Annotated in this window: 15 protein-coding genes and 4 tRNA genes; 16 read left to right on the plus strand and 3 right to left on the minus strand. The window is 65.1% G+C overall.

Going from position 1 to position 20,282, the window contains the following annotated elements; genetic code table 11:
* Positions 1-248: 248 nt before the first annotated feature.
* The 16 genes from HU763_RS07890 (at position 249) to HU763_RS07965 (ending at position 15,024) form a co-directional block, all read left to right on the plus strand.
* Complete coding sequence (locus tag HU763_RS07890; RefSeq protein ID WP_186687264.1) at positions 249-1,253, plus strand: aspartate-semialdehyde dehydrogenase; 1,005 nt, start codon at positions 249-251, stop codon at positions 1,251-1,253.
* Between the two features lie 71 nt (positions 1,254-1,324).
* Positions 1,325-4,024 carry a motility hub landmark protein FimV gene (locus HU763_RS07895; protein WP_186687267.1) on the plus strand — a complete coding sequence of 900 codons (2,700 nt, stop codon included), beginning with the start codon at positions 1,325-1,327 and terminating at the stop codon, positions 4,022-4,024.
* A 116-nt stretch (positions 4,025-4,140) separates the two neighbouring features.
* On the plus strand, positions 4,141-5,001 hold the full coding sequence (gene truA, locus HU763_RS07900) for a tRNA pseudouridine(38-40) synthase TruA (protein ID WP_186687269.1): 861 nt from the start codon (positions 4,141-4,143) through the stop codon (positions 4,999-5,001).
* 61 nt (positions 5,002-5,062) lie between these two features.
* The gene (locus HU763_RS07905; RefSeq protein WP_170028946.1) at positions 5,063-5,683 is read left to right on the plus strand and encodes a phosphoribosylanthranilate isomerase; all 621 of its coding nucleotides are present in this window, start codon (positions 5,063-5,065) and stop codon (positions 5,681-5,683) included.
* 217 nt (positions 5,684-5,900) lie between these two features.
* Positions 5,901-6,794, plus strand: a complete 894-nt coding sequence (gene accD, locus HU763_RS07910) for an acetyl-CoA carboxylase, carboxyltransferase subunit beta (RefSeq protein ID WP_170028947.1) — start codon at positions 5,901-5,903, stop codon at positions 6,792-6,794.
* Positions 6,794-8,101 (plus strand): bifunctional tetrahydrofolate synthase/dihydrofolate synthase, encoded by a 1,308-nt coding sequence (gene folC / locus HU763_RS07915; RefSeq protein ID WP_186687270.1) that lies wholly within the window; start codon positions 6,794-6,796, stop codon positions 8,099-8,101. Before accD ends, folC begins: the two co-directional genes overlap by 1 nt.
* Positions 8,085-8,768, plus strand: a complete 684-nt coding sequence (locus HU763_RS07920; RefSeq protein WP_186687271.1) for an SPOR domain-containing protein — start codon at positions 8,085-8,087, stop codon at positions 8,766-8,768. The genes folC and HU763_RS07920 overlap by 17 nt, the downstream gene beginning before the upstream one ends.
* A 280-nt stretch (positions 8,769-9,048) precedes the next feature.
* Entirely contained in the window at positions 9,049-9,606 is a 558-nt protein-coding gene (locus tag HU763_RS07925) for a CvpA family protein (RefSeq protein ID WP_170028950.1), read from the plus strand.
* A 42-nt stretch (positions 9,607-9,648) separates the two neighbouring features.
* Entirely contained in the window at positions 9,649-11,154 is a 1,506-nt protein-coding gene (gene purF / locus HU763_RS07930; RefSeq protein ID WP_170028951.1) for an amidophosphoribosyltransferase, read from the plus strand.
* Between the two features lie 15 nt (positions 11,155-11,169).
* Positions 11,170-12,381, plus strand: a complete 1,212-nt coding sequence (locus HU763_RS07935) for an O-succinylhomoserine sulfhydrylase (RefSeq protein WP_186687272.1) — start codon at positions 11,170-11,172, stop codon at positions 12,379-12,381.
* Complete coding sequence (locus HU763_RS07940) at positions 12,378-13,151, plus strand: SDR family oxidoreductase (protein WP_186687273.1); 774 nt, start codon at positions 12,378-12,380, stop codon at positions 13,149-13,151. The genes HU763_RS07935 and HU763_RS07940 overlap by 4 nt, the downstream gene beginning before the upstream one ends.
* Before the next feature lie 229 nt (positions 13,152-13,380).
* Positions 13,381-13,456, plus strand: a tRNA-Val gene (locus HU763_RS07945).
* Between the two features lie 66 nt (positions 13,457-13,522).
* Positions 13,523-13,599 (plus strand) — tRNA-Asp (locus HU763_RS07950).
* A gap of 100 nt (positions 13,600-13,699) precedes the next feature.
* Positions 13,700-13,776, plus strand: a tRNA-Asp gene (locus HU763_RS07955).
* A 141-nt stretch (positions 13,777-13,917) separates the two neighbouring features.
* A tRNA-Asp gene (locus tag HU763_RS07960) sits at positions 13,918-13,994 on the plus strand.
* Positions 13,995-14,193: 199 nt separating this feature from the next.
* A complete protein-coding gene (locus tag HU763_RS07965) occupies positions 14,194-15,024 on the plus strand; it encodes a DUF2242 domain-containing protein (protein ID WP_170028954.1) in 831 nt (276 codons plus the stop codon).
* A 350-nt stretch (positions 15,025-15,374) separates the two neighbouring features.
* Here the strand turns inward: HU763_RS07965 and HU763_RS07970 are convergent, their stop codons facing one another.
* The 3 genes from HU763_RS07970 to HU763_RS07980 all read right to left on the minus strand — a co-directional run bounded on the left by HU763_RS07970 (position 15,375) and on the right by HU763_RS07980 (position 20,268).
* The gene (locus HU763_RS07970) at positions 15,375-16,415 is read right to left on the minus strand and encodes an AraC family transcriptional regulator (protein ID WP_186687274.1); all 1,041 of its coding nucleotides are present in this window, start codon (positions 16,413-16,415) and stop codon (positions 15,375-15,377) included.
* Between the two features lie 4 nt (positions 16,416-16,419).
* Positions 16,420-17,538 (minus strand): nitrilase-related carbon-nitrogen hydrolase, encoded by a 1,119-nt coding sequence (locus HU763_RS07975; RefSeq protein ID WP_186687277.1) that lies wholly within the window; start codon positions 17,536-17,538, stop codon positions 16,420-16,422.
* 174 nt (positions 17,539-17,712) lie between these two features.
* Positions 17,713-20,268, minus strand: a complete 2,556-nt coding sequence (locus HU763_RS07980) for a fimbria/pilus outer membrane usher protein (protein WP_186687280.1) — start codon at positions 20,266-20,268, stop codon at positions 17,713-17,715.
* Positions 20,269-20,282 lie beyond the last annotated feature (14 nt).

The following is a 20,282-nucleotide window of genomic DNA, read 5'->3' on the forward strand; positions in this document are numbered from 1 at the left end:
CATGCGCCAAAGGGGGCCGCGCGCAAATCCCACAGAAATGATTGGCCCGAAACAAACGTAGGAGCGAGCGCAGCTCGCGATGAGCCGCGCGGGCGGCGCTCGATCTCACAGGCGCCGAAAACCCCGCGACCCACCCATACCGGCGATCACGCGTTCAGCCCGCATACCCACGATACGCCAGCAAAGACAAACATCGACAATCCAAGTAAAGTGCCGCCCCCGCCGTTTTCAGCAAAAGGATTCCTTCCATGACAAACCCTTTGGACATCGCCGTCGTCGGCGCCACCGGCAGCGTCGGTGAAGCCCTGGTACAGATCCTCGAAGAACTGGCCTTCCCGGTCGGCACGCTGCACCTGCTGGCCAGCATGGAGTCCGCCGGTAACAGCGTGATGTTCGCCGGCAAGAAGCTGAAAGTACGCGAAGTGGACAGCTTCGACTTCGCCCAGGTCAAACTCGCCTTCTTCGCCACCGGCGCCGCCGTCAGCCGCAGTTTTGCCGGCAAGGCGCTGCAGGCGGGTTGTACGGTTATCGACCTGTCCGGCGGCCTGGACGACGCCCTGGCCCTGGTGCCCGAAGCCAACGCCGAACGCCTGGCCGGCCTGGCGCTGCCTGCGCGTATCGTCAGCCCGTGCTCGGCCGCCGTTGCCCTGGCTGTGGCGCTGGCACCGCTCAAAGGCCTGCTGGATATCGAGCGAGTGCAGGTGATGGCGGCGCTGGCGGTGTCCGCACAGGGCCGCGAAGCCGTCACTGAGCTGGCCCGGCAAACCGCCGAGCTGCTCAATGCCCGGCCGCTGGAGCCACGCTTCTTCGATCGTCAGGTCGCATTCAACCTGCTGGCCCAGGTGGGTGCTGCCGATGAACAGGGCCATACCGCGCTGGAGCGGCGCCTGGTCAGCGAGCTGCGTGTGCTACTGGGCATGCCTGAACTGAAGATTTCCGTGAGCTGTGTTCAAGTCCCGGTGTTTTTTGGCGATAGCTTCAGTGTGGCGGTGCAGAGCCGTCGCCCGGTCGACCTGGAGGCGATTCAACAGGCACTCGAGGCCGCCGACAGTGTCGAACTGGTGGAACGCGACGATTATCCGACCCCGGTTGGTGACGCAGTGGGCCAAGACGTGGTCTATGTTGGTCGTGTACGGCATGGTGTTGATGAAGACCAGCAGCTCAACCTCTGGCTGACCACCGACAACGTGCGCAAAGGCGCCGCGCTGAACGCCGTGCAAGTGGCGCAATTGTTGATTAAACACATGCCGTAAAAGATACTGGCGAGCAATTTTGTCCTGCTCCGCATGCAGGTTTCAGGACGCTTCATACAAGGGAAGAGGTCATGCTTCGAATTCGCAAACTGGTTCTGGCCATGGCTGCAGCATCGGCGCTGTCATCAGGCATGGCGAATGCCCTGGGCCTGGGGGAGTTGACCCTCAAGTCGGCACAGAACCAGCCGCTGGACGCCGAGATCGAGCTGCTGGACGTGCGCGACCTCACCGCCGCCGAAGTGGCGCCGAGCCTGGCGCCGCCGGAAGAGTTCAGCAAGGCCGGGGTGGCGCTGCCGCCTTACCTCGAAGACCTGACCTTCACGCCGGTGATTAACCCCAACGGCAGGAGTGTGCTGCGGGTAACCTCCAGCCAGCCGCTGCCCGGGCCGGTGGTCAAGTTCCTGGTCCAGGTGATGTGGCCGCAGGGCCGTCTGCTGCGTGACTACAGTGTGCTGCTAGACCAGGCCAAGGCCCAGGGCGACAAGCCGGCGGCAGGCAATGTCGCACCGGCGGTGACCAGTGCCGGCAGCTACACCACCCAACGTCGTGACACCTTGTGGCAGATTGCCGCGCGCAACACCCAGGGTGGCTCGATCCAGCAGACCATGATCGCGATCCAGGCGCTGAACCCGGACGCCTTCATCGGCAACAACATCAACCAGCTGAAGGTGGGCCAGGTGCTGCGCCTGCCCGACCAGCAGCAGATCCAGAGTATTGCGCAGGGCGAGGCGACCCGTGAGGTGGCCGAGCAGTATGCGGCCTGGCGTGAAGGCCGCCGTCTGGGCCCACGTGCCCGCCAGCTGGATGCCACCCGTCGCGGTGCCGCCGATGCAGCGCCGGCGCGCATTGCCCAGGGCGACAACCTGCGCCTGGTCAGCCCGGGCACCCAGGCCGGCGCCGACCAGGCCAAGGCACTCAGCGACAAGCTGGCCGTGGCCGAGGAAAGCCTGGATACCAGCCGTCGCGACAACGAAGAGCTCAAGAGCCGCATGGCCGACCTGCAGAGCCAGCTGGACAAGCTGCAGCGTCTGATCGAGCTGAAGAACAACCAGTTGGCCCAGCTGGAGGCCCAGGGCGCAGCTGCCCCGGCCCAGCCTGCAGCCGATGCGCAACCCGTGGTCAAGCCTGCACCTGCCGCCGTGGATACGGCGCCCGAGCCGGCGCCAGCCACCGAGGCAGCAGTCAATGAGCAGCCTGGCGGTGTGCTGGACGAAATCACCGGCAACCCGCTGCTGCTGGGGCTGATTGCCGGCAGTGCATTCCTCGTGCTGCTGCTTCTGCTGTTGCTGCTGGCGCGCAAGCGCAAGGCCCAGCAGGAAGCCGAAAAACATCTGCGCATGGCGCGCGCACTGGAAGAAGAGCAGGGCGCAGGCTTCGACAACGACAGCGCAAGCCTCGAGGGCGTCGAGGTCTCGGCGCCGAGCGTGACCCTGTCGCCAGCCGTGGTCGCCGCTTCGGCCGCCGCCGCAGCAGCAGCGGAAAAACCGCCGACAGCGGCCGTCGAAGCGCAGCCCGAGGCGCAAGCCGACCCGTACGCCGCGCTGCTGGAGGAAGTTGGGCAATGCCTGGCCGCCGGCCGCCTGAACCGTGCTGCCGACCTGCTGGAGCCCGCTGTGGCCGCCGCGCCGCAGCGTGATGACCTGCGCCTGCAACTGATGGATGTGTACGCCCGCCAGGGTGACCAGAGCGCCTTCGCCGAGCAGGAGCGCAAGCTGCCGACCAGCGAGCAGAACACTGCCGCAGTTGCCAGCTTGAAGGAACGCTACCCGGCCATGCTCGGCCTGGCTGCTGCCGGCCTCGGTGCTGCGGCCCTGGCTGCCGAGATGGACGAACAGTATGTGCAGGGCTTGCTGCAGGATCAGCCTGAAACCCCAGCGGCTGCCGATCTCGGGCTGGACGACCTGCCGACCCTCGAGCCGGAGTTGGCGGTCGAGCCGGAGGCCGTCGCGCCAGCGCAGCCTGAAGCAGCACCCGAGCCGGAAGCCGAGCTGGATGCCTTCGATGAAGTGCCGACCCTCGATGTGCCGGGCCTGGACGAACAGGACCTGGACAGTGCCTTCGACCTGAGCCTGGGTGATGACCTGCCCGAGGATGGCCCGCTGGCCGCGCCAGTGCTGGATGAGCCGGTACTGGATGAGCCTCTGCCGCCAGAGGTTCCGGCAGCAGAAGAGCCGTTTGCCGTCGATGCCGAGCTGCAGGCCGATGCCGACGCCGATTTCGAGGCCATGCTGGCCCAAGCCGAAGCGCAACCCACGGTCGACCTGGCCGATTTCGACCTCGATGTCAGCGAGCCGGTTGCCCCGGCTGCCCCGGCGGCGGCCGACGAGCCCACGGTGGATGTCGCTGCGGAACTGGCCGCCTTCGACAGCGTGCCGGCGTTCGACCCATTGTCCGAATTCGACCTGCCGTCCGACTTCGACCTGTCGTTGTCGCTGGAAGACGATTCGCCGGCAGCCAAGAGCTTTGCCTCCGAGCTGGACGACGTCAACGCCGAGCTGGACAAGCTGTCGCAGAGCCTCGAGTCCCCCTCGCTGGAGCCGCACTTCACCAGCGAAGACGCGGCTGCCCAGCCAGAGCCCGAGCCACTGGACGACCTCGACTTCGACTTCTTCTCCGGCAGCGACGAAGTGGCCACCAAGCTTGACCTGGCCCGTGCCTATATCGACATGGGCGATCACCAGGGGGCGCGTGACATCCTCGACGAAGTGGTCAAGGATGGCGATGAAAGCCAGCGCCAGGAAGCCGAGGACATGCTTTCCCGGTTGATCTGAAGCAGGCAGGGCTGGTGCCTTCGCGGGCCAGCCAAGGCAATGCAGATCCAACGGCAGCCCTGCACGGCTGCCGTTGTCGTTATAATCCCCGCCATTACGTACACCCCACAGGTTTCATGCTCTTGGACATCATCGACACCGCCGCCGCCGAGTCTGCGGCCGAAGGCTACTCTCGCATCGCCCTGGGCGTGGAATACAAAGGCGCGCGCTACCGCGGCTGGCAGCGCCAGGCCAGCGGTGTGCCGAGTGTCCAGCAGGCGCTCGAACAAGCCCTGTCCAAGGTGGCCAACGAGCCGATCTCGGTCATCTGCGCCGGGCGCACCGACGCCGGCGTACACGGTTGCGGGCAGGTCGTGCATTTCGACACCCGCGCCGTGCGCGACGAGCGCGCCTGGACCATGGGCACCAACTTCAACCTGCCGCATGACATCAGTGTGGTCTGGTCGCGGCCGATGCCGGCCGACTTCCACGCCCGTTTCAAGGCCTGTGCCCGGCGTTACCGCTACGTCATCTACAACGACCCGATCCGCCCGGCGCACCTGGCCGAGGAGGTCACCTGGAACCATCGCCCGCTGGATGTCGAACGCATGGCGCAAGCCGCGCAGTACCTGCTTGGCACCCATGATTTCAGCGCCTTCCGTGCCAGCCAGTGCCAGGCCAAGTCGCCGATCAAGCATATCTACCATCTGCGCGTTACCCGCCATGGCCAGATGATCGTGCTGGATGTGCGCGCCACCGCCTTCCTGCACCACATGGTGCGCAACATTGCCGGCGTCCTGATGACCATCGGTGCCGGCGAACGCCCGGTGGCCTGGGCGCGTGAGGTGCTGGAGGGGCGCAATCGCCGCGCAGGCGGGGTCACGGCGCACCCGTACGGGCTCTACCTGGTGCAGGTGGAGTACCCCGAGGAGTATGCCCTGCCCAAACGTTACATCGGCCCACACTTTTTGACCGGCTACGAGGCACTGGCTGACTGACGGGCCAAACGTCATTTGTTAACATCCGGCCTTTCACTGCCACCAGCAGGGTTCGCTGTCCATGAGCAACGTTCGCAGCAAGATCTGCGGTATTACCCGCATCGAAGACGCACTGGCCGCTGCCGAGGCCGGGGCTGATGCCATCGGCCTGGTGTTCTACGCCAGGAGCCCACGCGCGGTGGACGTGCGTCAGGCACGGGCGATCATCGCCGCACTGCCACCGTTCGTGACCACGGTGGGGCTGTTCGTCAACGCCACACGCTGCGAGCTGAACGAGATTCTCGAAGCGGTGCCGCTGGACCTGCTACAGTTCCACGGCGATGAAACCCCGCAGGACTGCGAAGGCTACCAGCGCCCCTGGATAAAGGCCCTGCGGGTGCGCCCGGGCGACGACCTGGAGGCGGCTTGCCGGCTATACGCCGGCGCCCGCGGCATTCTGCTGGACACATACGTACCTGGCGTACCCGGAGGTACCGGTGAGGCATTCGACTGGTCGCTGGTACCGGCGCGCCTGAGCAAGCCGGTCATCCTGGCCGGTGGGCTGTCGGCCGACAATGTCGGCCAGGCCATCGCCCAGGTGCGGCCATACGCGGTGGATGTCAGTGGCGGCGTGGAGCAGGCCAAGGGCATCAAGGATGCGGCGAAGATCGAAGCCTTCGTGCGGGCGGTGAAACAGGCGTGATGGCAGATGTGACGGCTGGCTGCGCGCCATCGTCCATAGCTTTCGCAGCCCTGTTGGGCAGCCGCCTGCGCCTGAGGCGGCAGAACGACACATTAGCGGTGGAGTGGCGCGCCGGAAGCCCCGGCGGTCGGTCCATCATCGTTTCATACAAGATTGTGAGCTCAAGGGCAGGGCCGGCGATAGCGGCCGCTGCCTGCCGATACTGGAGAAAGAAAGCATGAGCAACTGGTTAGTCGACAAACTGATCCCTTCGATCATGCGTTCCGAGGTGAAGAAGAGCTCGGTGCCTGAAGGCCTGTGGCACAAGTGCCCGGCCTGCGAGGCCGTGCTGTATCGTCCGGAGCTGGAAAAGACCCTGGATGTCTGCCCCAAGTGCAACCACCACATGCGCATCGGCGCACGTGCGCGCATCGACATCTTCCTCGACGCCGATGGCCGTGCCGAACTGGGCGCCGACCTGGAGCCGGTCGACCGCCTGAAGTTCCGTGATGGCAAGAAGTACAAGGACCGCCTGGCCGGTGCCCAGAAGCAGACCGGCGAGAAAGACGCGCTGATCTCCATGAGCGGCACCCTGATGGGCATGCCGATCGTGGTCAGTGCCTTCGAGTTCTCGTTCATGGGTGGCTCGATGGGCGCTATCGTCGGCGAGCGTTTCGTGCGCGCCGCCAACTACGCTCTGGAACACCGCTGCCCGATGGTCTGCTTCTCCGCCTCGGGTGGTGCGCGCATGCAGGAAGCCCTGATCTCGCTGATGCAGATGGCCAAGACCTCGGCCGTGCTGGCGCGCCTGCGTGAAGAAGGCATCCCGTTCATCTCGGTACTGACCGACCCGGTGTACGGTGGCGTATCCGCCAGCCTGGCGATGCTCGGCGACGTGATCGTCGGCGAGCCAAAGGCCCTGATCGGTTTCGCCGGCCCACGCGTGATCGAGCAGACCGTACGCGAGAAACTGCCGGAAGGCTTCCAGCGCAGCGAGTTCCTGCTGGAGCACGGCGCCATCGACCTGATCATCCCGCGTGGTGAGCTGCGTCCGCGTCTGGCCCGCCTGCTGGCGCAGATGACTGGCCAGAAAACCCCGGAGCAGGCGCGTGAGGCGGCTGCCGTCGCGTGATGAAACAACGATCCCTGGGCGAATGGCTCGCCTACCTCGAGCAGTTGCACCCCACGGCCATCGACATGGGCCTGGAGCGGTCGCAGAAGGTGCTTGCCCGGCTGGCGCTGGGCAAGCTGGCGCCACGCGTGGTAACGGTGACCGGTACCAACGGCAAGGGCTCGACCTGCGCCTTCGTGGCGTCGCTGCTGCGTGCCCAGGGGTTGAGGGTCGGCGTATACAGCTCGCCGCACCTGTTGCGTTACAACGAGCGGGTGCTGATCGATGGCCAGGAAGCCAGCGATCAGCGCCTGTGTGACGCCTTCGCCGCTGTCGAAGCGGCGCGGGGCGATATTTCGCTGACCTATTTCGAAATGGGCACCCTGGCCGCGTTCTGGTTGTTCTACCAGTCGCAACTGGACGCGGTGGTGCTGGAAGTCGGCCTGGGTGGGCGCCTGGACACCGTCAACGTGGTGGATGCCGACCTGGCCCTGGTGACCAGCATCGGCGTCGACCATGTCGACTACCTGGGCGATACCCGCGAGCAGGTGGCCTTTGAAAAGGCCGGGATCTTCCGCCAGGGCAAGCCTGCCCTGTGTGGTGACCTGGATCCGCCCCAGCCGCTGCTGGACAAGGCCGCCGAGCTGGCTGCGCCATTGTTCCTGCGCGGGCGCGATTTCGACCTGGCCAGCGCCGATGGCCACTGGAGCTGGCGTGGGACAGCCGCGACGGGGGAGGCGGTAGCGTTGCCCGACCTGCCATTGCTCGACCTGCCGATGGAGAACGCCGCGCTCGCCCTGCAGGCCTACCTGCTGATGGGGCTGCCATGGGACGCCGGGCAGATTCGCCAGGCGCTGCTGGATACCCGTATCACCGGGCGCCTCGATCGCCGGCTGCTGAGCTGGCAGGGGCGGCCGGTGGAGCTGTTGCTGGATGTGGGGCACAACCCGCACGCCGCAGAATACCTGGCGCGACGCCTGGCCGCCCGCCCGCTGAAGGGGCGCCGCCTGGCGGTGTTCGGACTGCTCGCCGACAAGGACCTGGACGGCGTTGTCGCGCCGCTGCAGGGCCTGGTCGATGACTGGGCGGTGGCGCCGCTGGACACCCCGCGCAGCCGCCCGGCTGCCGAGCTGGCTGCGGCCTTGACGAACCTCGGCGCCGCGGTGAAGTCTTATGCCAGCGTCGACGCCGCCCTCGAGGGGCAATGCGCGCAGGCGACGGCAGATGACCAGATCCTGCTGTTCGGTTCGTTTTTCTGTGTTGCCCAGGCGCTGGAATGGCTGGAGCGGCACGCCCAGGAGGGTGGAGTAGATGGCAGTGCTGGATAAAGGGATGAAACAGCGCATGGTGGGTGCGTTGGTGCTGGTGGCGCTGGCGGTGATTTTCCTGCCGATGCTGTTCACCCGCGAGGACGAGATGCGCCAGGTGCACGTCGAGGCCCCGCAGGCACCGGCCATGCCAAACCTGCCGGAAGTGAAGGTGGAACCGGTCGCCGTGCCGGAGCCACAGGCCATTGCGCAAGAGCCACAACAGCCCCCGGTGGTGGTAGAAGAATCCACTGCACCGGCGAGCCCGCCCAGCCAGCCGATCACGCCGTCGCCGCAGGCCCAGGCTCAGGCGCAGGCTCAGCCGCCCAAGGCCCAGGCTCCTGCACCAAAGGTCGAGCCCAAGCCGGAGCCCAAGCCGGCAGTCGCTTCGGCCTCGGCCGCCACCGTGGCCAAACCGGAAGCGCCCTCGAAGATCGACGTCAATGGCCTGCCGGTCAGTTGGTCCATCCAGCTGGCCAGCCTGTCCAACCGCGCCGGTGCCGAGAAGCTGCAGCAAACCTTGCGTAGCCAGGGTTACAACGCCTATGTCCGCTCGGCGGGTGGCATGAACCGGGTGTACGTGGGGCCGTTGATCGAGCGCGCCGAGGCCGAGCGCATGCGCGATGCGATCAACCGCCAGAACAGCCTCAAGGGCTTTGTGGTGCGTTTCCAGCCCGAGCGCAGCTGATACTGGCTGACTCGGTCCGTGTAGGAGCGGCCTCGTGTCGCGATCGGGCCGCGCCGCGGCCCCTCGGTTATTGCTATGGCCGAAATTGCTGGGGCCGCGGCGCGGCCCGATCGCGACAAGGCCGCTCCTGCAGAAGTCGTGCGTTTCGCTTTGGCGCGCAATCCTTGTCGGCGCTGGCTTGCCGGCGATGAAGCCAACGCCAATCGACCTGACATTCCGCTTACCCAACCCCTCGCCGCTCTGGTAAAATGCGCCGCCTCAAACGTCTGCAGGCAGCACCGTGGCATTTACCCTGGTTGATTGGGCGATCATCGCGATCATCGCCGTCTCCACACTGATCAGTCTCAAGCGCGGCTTCGTCAAGGAAGCCATGTCCTTGCTCATCTGGATCATTGCCGGTGCGGTTGCCTGGATGTTCGGCGGTTCGCTCTCGGTATATCTTGAAAGCTACATCCAGACGCCGTCGATGCGTGTCATCGCCGGCTGCGCCATTCTGTTCGTCGCCACCTTGCTGGTAGGCGCCATGATCAACTTCCTCATCGGCGAGCTGATCCGCGTGACCGGGTTGTCCGGCACCGATCGTTTCCTGGGCATGGCCTTCGGCGCCGCGCGCGGGGCCTTGCTGGTGGTGGTGGCCATCGGGCTGATCAGCCTGGGGCCGGTTCAACAGGACACCTGGTGGCAGGAATCACGCCTGATACCACAATTTCTCTTGGTTGCCGACTGGTCGAAAAACCTGATCCTGGGTTTTACCGGCCAGTGGACACCCAGTGGGCTGATCGGCACTCCGGCTGATCTTCCGTTCAAGGAACAGTTGCTCGGGCCGGCAAAGCCCTGAGCGCTATTCACTCAAGTTTCGTCAAAGTAGGGGTTGCGTCGCATGTGTGGCATCGTCGGTATCGTCGGTAAGTCGAACGTCAATCAGGCGCTGTATGACGCGCTTACGGTCCTCCAGCACCGCGGCCAGGACGCTGCCGGTATCGTGACCAGCCATGACGGCCGGTTGTTCCTGCGCAAGGATAATGGCCTGGTGCGCGATGTCTTCCAGCAGCGCCACATGCAGCGCCTGGTCGGCAACATCGGCATCGGCCACGTGCGCTATCCGACGGCGGGCAGCTCGACCTCGGCCGAGGCACAGCCGTTCTACGTCAACTCGCCGTACGGCATCACCCTGGCACACAACGGCAACCTGACCAACGTCGAGCAGTTGGCCAAGGAGATCTACGAGTCCGACCTGCGTCACGTCAACACCAACTCCGACTCGGAAGTGCTGCTGAACGTGTTCGCCCATGAGCTGGCCGTACGCGGCAAGCTGCAGCCGACCGAAGAAGACGTGTTCGCCGCCGTGTCCCACGTGCACAGCCGCTGCGTCGGCGGTTACGCCGTGGTGGCGATGATCACCGGCTACGGCATCGTCGGTTTCCGCGACCCCAACGGCATCCGCCCGGTGGTGTTCGGCCAGCGTCATACCGACGAAGGCGTGGAGTACATGATCGCCTCGGAAAGCGTGGCCCTGGACGTGCTCGGCTTCACCCTGATCCGCGACCTGGCACCCGGCGAAGCGGTGTACATCACCGAAGAAGGCCAGCTGTACACTAAGCAGTGCGCCGACGCGCCGAAACTGCAGCCGTGCATCTTCGAGCACGTCTACCTGGCCCGCCCGGACTCGATCATGGACGGCGTGTCGGTGTACAAGGCGCGCCTGCGCATGGGTGAGAAGCTGGCCGAGAAGATCCAGCGCGAGCGCCCGGACCACGATATCGACGTGGTCATCCCGATTCCGGATACCAGCCGCACTGCGGCCCTGGAGCTGGCCAATCACCTGGGCGTGAAATTCCGCGAAGGTTTCGTCAAGAACCGCTACATCGGCCGTACCTTCATCATGCCCGGCCAGGCCGCGCGCAAGAAGTCGGTACGCCAGAAGCTCAACGCCATCGAGCTGGAGTTCCGCGGCAAGAACGTGATGCTGGTGGACGACTCGATCGTGCGCGGCACCACCTGCAAGCAGATCATCCAGATGGCCCGCGAAGCCGGCGCCAAGAACGTCTACTTCTGCTCCGCAGCCCCTGCGGTGCGCTACCCCAACGTCTACGGCATCGACATGCCGAGCGCTCACGAACTGATCGCCCACAACCGCACCACCGAACAGGTGGCCGAGTTGATCGGCGCCGACTGGCTGGTCTACCAGGACCTGCCGGACCTGATCGAGTCGGTCGGTGGCGGCAAGATCAAGATCGAGCACTTCGACTGCGCGGTGTTCAACGGTGAATATGTCACTGGCGACATCGACGAGGCCTACCTCGACCGCATCGAGCAAGCCCGCAATGACCTGGCCAAGGTCAAGAACCAGGCAGTCAGCGCGATCATCGACCTGTACAACAACTGATTCGGGAGCGACGGCATGACGGATCAATGGGATGCCGGGCGGCTGGACAGTGACCTCGAGGGTGTCGGTTTCGACACCCTTGCGGTGCGCGCCGGTCAGCACCGTACACCGGAGGCCGAGCACAGCGAAGCGCTGTTCCTGACCTCCAGCTATGTGTTCCGCACGGCTGCCGACGCCGCCGCGCGCTTTGCCGGCGAAACGCCGGGCAACGTCTACTCGCGTTATACCAACCCGTCGGTGCGCGCCTTCGAGGAGCGCCTGGCGGCCATGGAAGGCGCCGAACAGGCCGTGGGCACGTCCACCGGCATGGCCGCGATCCTCGCCGTGGTGATGTCGCTGTGCAGCGCCGGTGACCACGTGCTGGTGTCGCAAAGCGTGTTCGGTTCGACCATCAGCCTGTTCGAGAAGTACTTCAAGCGCTTTGGCTTGCAGGTGGACTACGTGCCGCTGGTCGACCTGGCCGGCTGGGAAAAGGCCATCAAGGCCAACACCAAGCTGCTGATCGTCGAGTCGCCGTCCAACCCGCTGGCCGAGCTGGTCGATATCGCTGCCCTCAGCGAGATCGCCCACGCCCACGGTGCCATGCTGGTGGTGGACAACTGCTTCAGCACCCCGGCGCTGCAGCAACCGCTGAAGCTCGGTGCCGACATCGTGTTCCACTCGGCCACCAAGTTCATCGACGGCCAGGGCCGCTGCATGGGCGGCGTGGTTGCCGGGCGTGCCGAGCAGATGAAGGAGGTGGTCGGTTTCCTGCGTACCGCAGGCCCGACCCTCAGCCCGTTCAACGCCTGGATCTTCACCAAGGGCCTGGAAACCCTGCGCCTGCGCATGCGTGCGCACTGCGAAAGTGCCCAGGCACTGGCCGAATGGCTGGAGCAGCAGGAGGGTGTGGAGAAGGTGCATTACGCCGGCCTGCCGAGCCACCCGCAGCACGAGCTGGCCAAGCGCCAGATGAGTGGCTTCGGTGCGGTGGTCAGTTTCGAGGTCAAGGGCGGCAAAGAGGGCGCCTGGCGCTTCATCGACGCTACCCGGGTGATCTCCATCACCACCAACCTCGGTGACAGCAAGACCACCATTGCCCACCCGGCCACCACCTCCCACGGCCGTCTGACGCCGCAGGAGCGTGAAGCCGCGGGTATCCGCGACAGCCTGATCCGTGTTGCCGTGGGCCTGGAAGACGTGGCCGACCTGCAGGCCGACCTGGCGCGCGGGCTGGCGGCCCTGTGATCGAGATCGGCGGCGCTGCGCCCGGCCATAATGGCCGGGTCGCCCTGGTCACCGGTGCCGCGCGCGGCATCGGCCTGGGCATTGCCGCCTGGCTGATCTGCGAAGGCTGGCAGGTGGTGCTCAGTGACCTCGACCGGCCGCGTGGCGCCAAGGTGGCCAAGGCTTTGGGTGATAACGCCTGGTTCGTTACCATGGACGTTGCCGACGAGGCCCAGGTCAGTGCCGGGGTATCCGAGGTGCTGGGACAGTTTGGCCGCCTGGACGCATTGGTGTGCAACGCGGCCATTGCCAACCCGCACAACCACACCCTGGAAAGCCTGAGCCTGGCGCAGTGGAACCGCGTGCTGGCGGTCAACCTCAGTGGCCCGATGCTGTTGGCCAAGCACTGTGCGCCGTACCTGCGTGCGCACAACGGGGCGATCGTCAACCTGACCTCTACCCGGGCGCGGCAGTCCGAGCCCGACACCGAGGCCTACGCAGCCAGCAAGGGCGGCCTGGTGGCGTTGACCCATGCCCTGGCCATGAGCCTCGGCCCGGAGATCCGCGTCAATGCGGTGAGCCCGGGCTGGATCGACGCCCGCGACCCGTCGCAGCGCCGTGCCGAACCGTTGACCGAGGCCGACCATGCCCAGCATCCGACCGGCAGGGTAGGGACGGTGGAAGACGTCGCGGCCATGGTGGCCTGGCTGTTGTCACGCCAGGCGGCATTCGTTACCGGCCAGGAGTTCGTGGTCGATGGCGGCATGACCCGCAAGATGATCTACACCTGAGCATTCTGCATATCCTGTATTGGCCTCTTCGCGGGCACGCCCGCTCCCACAGGTATTTCACATAGGTCAAGATCGGTGGAGATCCTGTGGGAGCGGGCAAGCCCGTGAAGAGGTCGGTGCAGCCAACCGACCTTTTTTGAAAAAAATCCAACGGGGCTATTGACTTAGCTTCACCACCTGCGTAAATTTCGCGGCCTCAGCGAAGCAAACGCAACAAGCAACATCGCGAGGGTGATTAGCTCAGCCGGGAGAGCATCTGCCTTACAAGCAGAGGGTCGGCGGTTCGATCCCGTCATCACCCACCACTTCCTGAGAAGTTCCTGGTGCTCGAGGTTTCGCAAGAAGCCGATAGCCAGAGAGGAGCGCACTGCGCAGCGGTAGTTCAGTCGGTTAGAATACCGGCCTGTCACGCCGGGGGTCGCGGGTTCGAGTCCCGTCCGCTGCGCCATTTTTCAATAACAGATGGGTGCCTGGCACCGGTCTGAAGTCGCAAGGCAAGCTGCCTTGGACTGATCCCAGTTTCAATCGGGCGCAAGCCTGAACGATACGCAGCGGTAGTTCAGTCGGTTAGAATACCGGCCTGTCACGCCGGGGGTCGCGGGTTCGAGTCCCGTCCGCTGCGCCATCTTCGTTTCAAGGTCCCTTGAACACCTTGAAGCAAATACAAGAAAAGCGATCCAGTCATCGCTTTTTTTGTGCCTGTCCTGAGGCCATTGAGCCGGAAGGGTAGACCCAGGTTTCAATCGGGCGCAAGCCTGAATGATACGCAGCGGTAGTTCAGTCGGTTAGAATACCGGCCTGTCACGCCGGGGGTCGCGGGTTCGAGTCCCGTCCGCTGCGCCATCTTCACTTCAAGGCCCCTTGAACGCCTCGAAGTACGATAAAGCGACCTCATGGTCGCTTTTTTCGTTTCTACGCCTGGCCATCGCCGGCCTTGCCCCAGATTTACACGAATCTGACAGACTCTTCACCGATCAGCGGTTCCTGTGCCAGCCTCGTGTGTTGCACAATAGGCACCTTTCTGACTTACCCGGAATACGCAATGACCAGATCTTCCGTCTTTGGTGCGCTCGGGCTGGCCCTGGTGCTGGCGGGCGTGACCGGTTGTTCCTCGAAAAAAGCCGCCGTCTACGAGCACGAGAATTTCGATGACTCGGGCACCTTTTCGCGCAGCTTCCCAGTGAGCGATGCCGGCTCTTGCGAGGCCGCCCGGCGCGCCTTGCTCAGCCAGGGCTACATCATCACCAGCAGCGGTGCCAACCAGGTGATGGGCAACAAGAGTTTCCAGCAGAACAGCGAGAATCACCTGCAGATCAGCTTCAACGTTACCTGTGCGCCGGATGTGAGCGACGAGCAGCGCTCGACCATGTTCGCCAACGCCCTGCAGGACCGCTATGCCCTGAAAAAGTCCAACACCTCGGCCAGCCTGGGCGTTGGCGTGCTGGGTTCTGTGTCGATGCCGATCGGCTCCAGCGACGACTCCATGGTCAAGGTGGCCAGCGAGACGGTGACGGCGGCGCAGTTCTATGATCGCTATTTCGCCCTGGTGGAGAGCTATCTGCCCAAGCCCAAGCCGCAGCAGGAAAGCAAGGCCAAGGTCGAGGAGCCCGCGCCGAAGGCCGAAGCGCCCGCGCCTGCCCTGGGGCTGCCGGAGCAGGCTGCGGTGGCACCGGTGGCACCAGCCCCGGCAGCGGCACCCTTGGTGGAAGCGGCGCCAGCCCCGGCTGCCGTTACCCCAGCCAATGAGGCAGTAGCGGCACCGGTGGTGGATGACAGCCAGGGCTCGCAGCCGGTGGCGCCGCCGGCGGAGGCGGCTCCTATTGAAGTACAGCAGCAAGCGCAGCCTGCCGAGGCCGTTTCGCCCGCCCTCTGATTTTTAGCCTGTACCGGCCTCTCGCGGGGCTTGCCCGCTTCCACAGATAATGCGCAAGTTCCAGAGCCTATGGAGATCCTGTGGGAGCGGGCAAGCCCGCGAAGAGGCCGGCACAGGGCGAACACATCCCCTGTTACAGACACCCGGTGATTATGTCCTGAACACCTGCTACGTTTACCACTCATAAGATTGTCATCATTCCTTCACTCCACCTGCTTAGGTTGAAGGCGACACCGATAAAATCATGAGATGAGAGGACGCAGGTCGATGGACGAATATCAGGAAGAACTTCTCGAATACCAGGCTTATGAACTGGACACTCCGGAACCGGCTGACGACGCTACCGAGCTCTAGCCCACCCGCCGCTGGCTGCGGCGGAACTCCCCCGGCGTAAGGCCCGTCCAGCGCTTGAAAGCGCGCTGGAATGCCTCGGCCGATGCAAACCCCAACAGATAGGCGATCTCGCCGAAGGCCAGTTCCGTATCGCGGATGTAGGTCTCGGCCAAGTCGCGCCGTGTTTCGTTGAGCAGGTCGCGAAAACGCGTGCCTTCCTCGGCCAGCTTGCGGCGCAAGGTCCAGGTCGGCAGTTGCAGGTGCCGCGCCACTTCTTCCAGGTCCGGTTCGCGACCGCCATTGAGCATCGGGCCCAGCAGGTGGGTGATGCGCTCACCCAGGCTGCGTACGCGCGTGCGTTGCAGCATCTCCGCCTCGCACAATTGCAACAGGTGCTGCCAGGTGCTTGGGCAGTGTCGGGGGTTGGCCAGCTGCAGCGTGGCGCGGCTCAGGCGCAATTGATTGCGTTCGGCGGCAAATTGCACAGGTGTGCCGCACAACGGCTGGTAACGCTCGGCGTAGGCGGGGGCGGCAAATTCGATTTCCAGGCGTTCTGCCTGGACCGGTGTGCCGGCAAGGTCGCTCAGCTGGGCCAACCAGCCCGCGAGCAGGGAATCGACGACGAACCGGTTGTAGGCGTTGTAGGGGCTGATCGAGTAGAAGCGCAGCCAGGCGCCCTGGGCATCTTCATGAAAACTGGAATGGCCACGGTAGTTGGCCGCATACAGCGGTTCGAAGCGCAGCAGGGTACGTGCCGCCTCGCCCACGGAGGGCGCCTGGGCGGCGGTGACCCCGGCCAGTCCGGCATGCGCCAGACGGCTCAGGCGCCCCATGTGCAGGCCCAGCGCAGCCTCGCCGCACAGTTCGATGGCGGCGTGGCCCAGGTGCATGTAGCGCGGTATCGACAAGCGTGCATTGGCCTCGCCCAGGCGAGCCGCATCCAGGCCATAGCGCTGCAACAGCGGCTCAGGGGCGTGGCCAAGCTCGCGCAGGGCCTCGCTCAGCGGCTGGACAAAACCGACCGAAAGGTCGCCCAGGCGCACACGGGGGCGGGCCATCGGCCTACAGCCACAGGTTCAGCAGGCGGGCGCCAGGGCTGGGCGTTCCCACCAGCAGTTCGCCAGCCTGGTGGGCAAAGCCCTGGCCGTCGCTGCCCTGTTCCCAGAACTGCCCACGCATGAACACGCTCATGCTGCTGACATTGGCACCGGCGGCCTTGGTCAGGTGCTGCCAGGCAGCCTGTTCGCTGACTTCGCCGCGCTGCAAGGGCAACCTGGCGCTGGCGTCCTGGTGGCGATTGCCACGCCAGGGTGCCTGCCAGCTGCCCTTGCCGCTGAGGAACACCGGGTTGGCGATCAGTTCCACTGCCTGGCGGGCCAGTTGCTGGTGGTTTTCCGGGTACCAGCTGTCGCTGCCCACCAGTACCCCCAGGCGCCCGGCGGGGGTTTGCACGACCTGCAAAGGCTGCTGGCGGCCATCGTGGACATAGCGGCGCATTTCGCTGTCAGGGAACTGTTGACGCTGTGGCTGGCCCAGCAGCGAGCCGTCGCCGGCGAACACCATGCTGCTGTTGAACAGCGGGCCGCTGCCGGCATGCAGTACGCCCTGCTTCACATAGGGGGCGGGCAGCACGATCGAGCCGGCTACCAGGGTCACGTTGAATTCCTTGGCCAGGCCACCGAACAGTTGCTGGTAATCCGTGGCCATCTGTTCGGCCTTCATGCGCAGGTGTGCGTCGGCGCGGCGGTCGTCGCCGTCAGCACCGAGCATGGCCAGGCCATAGCGCAGCGGGTTGCTCAGCTCCAGCCATTGCAGGGCTTCACGGCTTTGCGTGACCTGGTACAGCTCGTTCTTTTCGCCGCGCGCCCACAGCCAGGTACCGATGTGCTCGGGCAGCACCACCACCGTGCGCGGGCCGACCAGGCCCTGGGCCCGGGCCTGCTCCAGGTAGGCCGCGAGCTTGCGGTGCAGGCGTTGCAGGTTCTGGTAGTCGCCCGGGTACAGCAGCGGCTCGACGCCGAGCAGGTTGCCGTGCTCACCGGGTACGCCATGGTTCAGCGCCAGTTCGATGCGCAGGTCGGACAGGTAATGGCCTTCCGGGCGCTGCTGGGTCCAGAAACCGTAGCCACAGAGTGCGGCGGCCATCACCAGCGCCAGGGTGCTTGCCAGGAGTTTTCGCATCAAACTTCAGCTTTCACCTAAAAATGAACCGGCCGTGCAGAAATCAAGGACATGACGCAGCCTGATTCATCAGCTCTGGAGTCCCTGTTGCACTGCGTTTGCAGTATCGCGACTGGATCATACCAAAGCTGCCGGGCAGTTAGGCGCATTCTCTGCTGCGCGACAGGCCGGGTGTCACGGTTGGCACATAAGGCGCTGGCGCTCGTAGTTGACCGCCGTGTCCCGTTCCGGCAGGTCGTAGTGGGCCGCGCACTGGCGCTCACCCCATTTGATGGTCAGGCTGCCCTGGTCCTGCTCCAGCAGCACCAAGGCTTTACCGCTCGGGTCGGAAATCGCCAACTGCCGGCCTTCGGTGTTTTCGACCGAAGCCCCGAACGGTATCAACTGGCCGCGCTCGTCGAACAGCTCGAACTGCACCCGACGCCCGCTCTTGCCGGTGTAGCGGCCAAGCACCACGGCGCCGCGGCGAGGCACCAGCTGCTGGGTGGCGTTGTCGATCTCGATGTCGCCACCCAGGTCGCGCGTGTCCAGGCTGATCCAGTTGACCCGATAGGGTTGGGCACTGGGGATCACCGCATAGCCATTGCGCCCGGTTTCCACGCCGCTGTAGTTGCTGATCTTCGCACCTTTCACACCTGGTACTTCGGCCAGGGCGAAGGTTTCGCCGAGTGTCTGGCCAAGGTTGATACCGCCCTGGTGGGCAACCACGGCGCCGGCAATATTCAGGTTCTGCGAGTCGTAGCCGCGCCCCTGGCTATAGCCCAGGCTGATGTCGGCGACCGAGGTGCGGGTGTTCAGGTTGGCCGAGGCCGAGCTGCCACTGGTGCGGCTGTGACCACCCTGGATCGAGTAGAAGGTGTCACTGCTCTCCGACAGGTAGCCGTTGATGCCGGCCTGGGTGGTGTCGTTGCCCTTCTGCGTGCTGGCGGTGACGAACGCCCGCGGTGCGCGGGCGCGGCTGCCGAGCGGGAACGACACCGACAGGTTGAACTGGGTGTCCTGCCCCGCAGGGCCTGAGGTTCCCAGCTCCTTGGTGCGGCTGACGTCAAGGTTGTAGGAGATATCGCCCCAGTTGTTGCTGTAGCCGGCGGACAGGCTCTGCGAACCACCGCGGTTCCAGTAGCGCTGGTCGGTGGCCGTCAGGTACAGGCTGCCGAGTGCGCGGTCGCGGCCCAGGCTCTGGTTGATGGTCAGGTCGGTGCGGGTCTTGGAGTTGCCGCTGCGCTTGATCGCGTCGCTGCTCTGGTCCTCGATATGCTGGGTGAGGGTGCGGAAGCCCTCGGTGGAGTAGCGGTAGGCGGCCAGGGTGAAGTTGGTATCGGTGCCGGTGAAGGTCTTGGCGTACAGCGCCCGCAGGCTGTTGCCCTGGGTGGTCTGGCCCTGGGCCTTGCTCGAGGAATGGGTGACATCGAGCGAAAAGGCGCCCAGCAGCGTGTTCAGGCCGCTGCCCACGGCCAGCGCCTTGTAGTCGTCGGTGGCTTGCAGGCCAACGACGCCGGTCACGGTGTTGGTCAGGCCGTAGGCCAGTGTCGTGCTGAGCATCTGCGGCGTCGCCAGGCCCTCGCTGTTGCTGTTGTAGCGCCCGGCGGACAGGCTGTACTTGACCTGGCCGCCACGGACCATCAGCGGCAGGCTGGAAAACGCCTGCACGCTGACCCGGCGGCGACCGTCGGCCTCGATGATGGTGATTTCCAGGTCGCCGTTGGAGCCGCTGGGGTAGATGTCGCTGATCTCGAACGGGCCGGGCGGTACGTTGGCGGTGTACAGCAGGTAGCTGTTCTGGCGGATCTCGACCCTGGCGCTGGTCTGCGCCACGCCCCGCACCACGGGTGCGTAGCCGCGCTCGCTGTCGGCGCGCATGCCTTCGTCCGAAGCCAGCTTCAGGCCCCGGTAGCGCACGCTGTCGAACAGGTCGCTGTCGCTGAAGATGTCGCCGGCGCTGAACTGGCCCTTGAGCGTGGTCACGTCGTGCTGCAGGTAGCTGCGGTTGCTCTTGAAGCTGTCCGGGCGCCCGGTGCCGCTGCTGAAGTTCGACTCGTTGCGCAAGCGCCAGCTGCCCAGGTTGATGCCGTTGCGCAGGCTCAGATTGTTGTTGATGCGGGTCTCGGCATCACCGGCGCTGCGGCTGGTGTTGAACTGATAGTTGACGAATGCCGCAGACACCCCGGCGTCCCACAGTTGCGGGTCGACGTAGCCGCGCAGGCCGCGCTTCATGGCGACCTGCGGGATGCTGGCAGACAGGCGCAGGTGACCCGAGTCATAGCTCAGGCTGGCCTGGTCGATCAGCGTCGGCAGGTCGTGGCAGGCCTGTGCGGTATCCAGGCGCCCCTGGGCCCTGAGCTTGTCCATGTCGATGCCCAACTGCTCGAGCAGTTCCAGGGTCAGGCATGCTTCCACGCGCCCGGTATTGGGGTTGCGGTTGAAGTCGATGTCACGCCGGCCCACCAGTATCTCGTTGCTGTACAGGTCTACCCGATAGTTGCCCGGCAACACGTTGCTGGCTGATAGCAGTAATTGCAGGTCGACCGCCGATTGCGCACCTTGCAAGAAGGTGGTGTTGAAGCCCAGCAGCTGGGGATCGTCCTGCGCCGTCGCGAGGCCGGGCAGCGCGCTGCACAGCAGCAATGACAGGGCATTGAGCTTCCAGGCCGGGCGAGGCGTGCCGCCATTGAGCGCGCGCGCGCCTGCATCGGCACCGTCTACGGAGCGGGGGGCGATGGACAAAGACATACGAGGAACCTATT

The organism is Pseudomonas anuradhapurensis, assembly GCF_014269225.2.
GTDB lineage: Bacteria > Pseudomonadota > Gammaproteobacteria > Pseudomonadales > Pseudomonadaceae > Aquipseudomonas > Aquipseudomonas anuradhapurensis.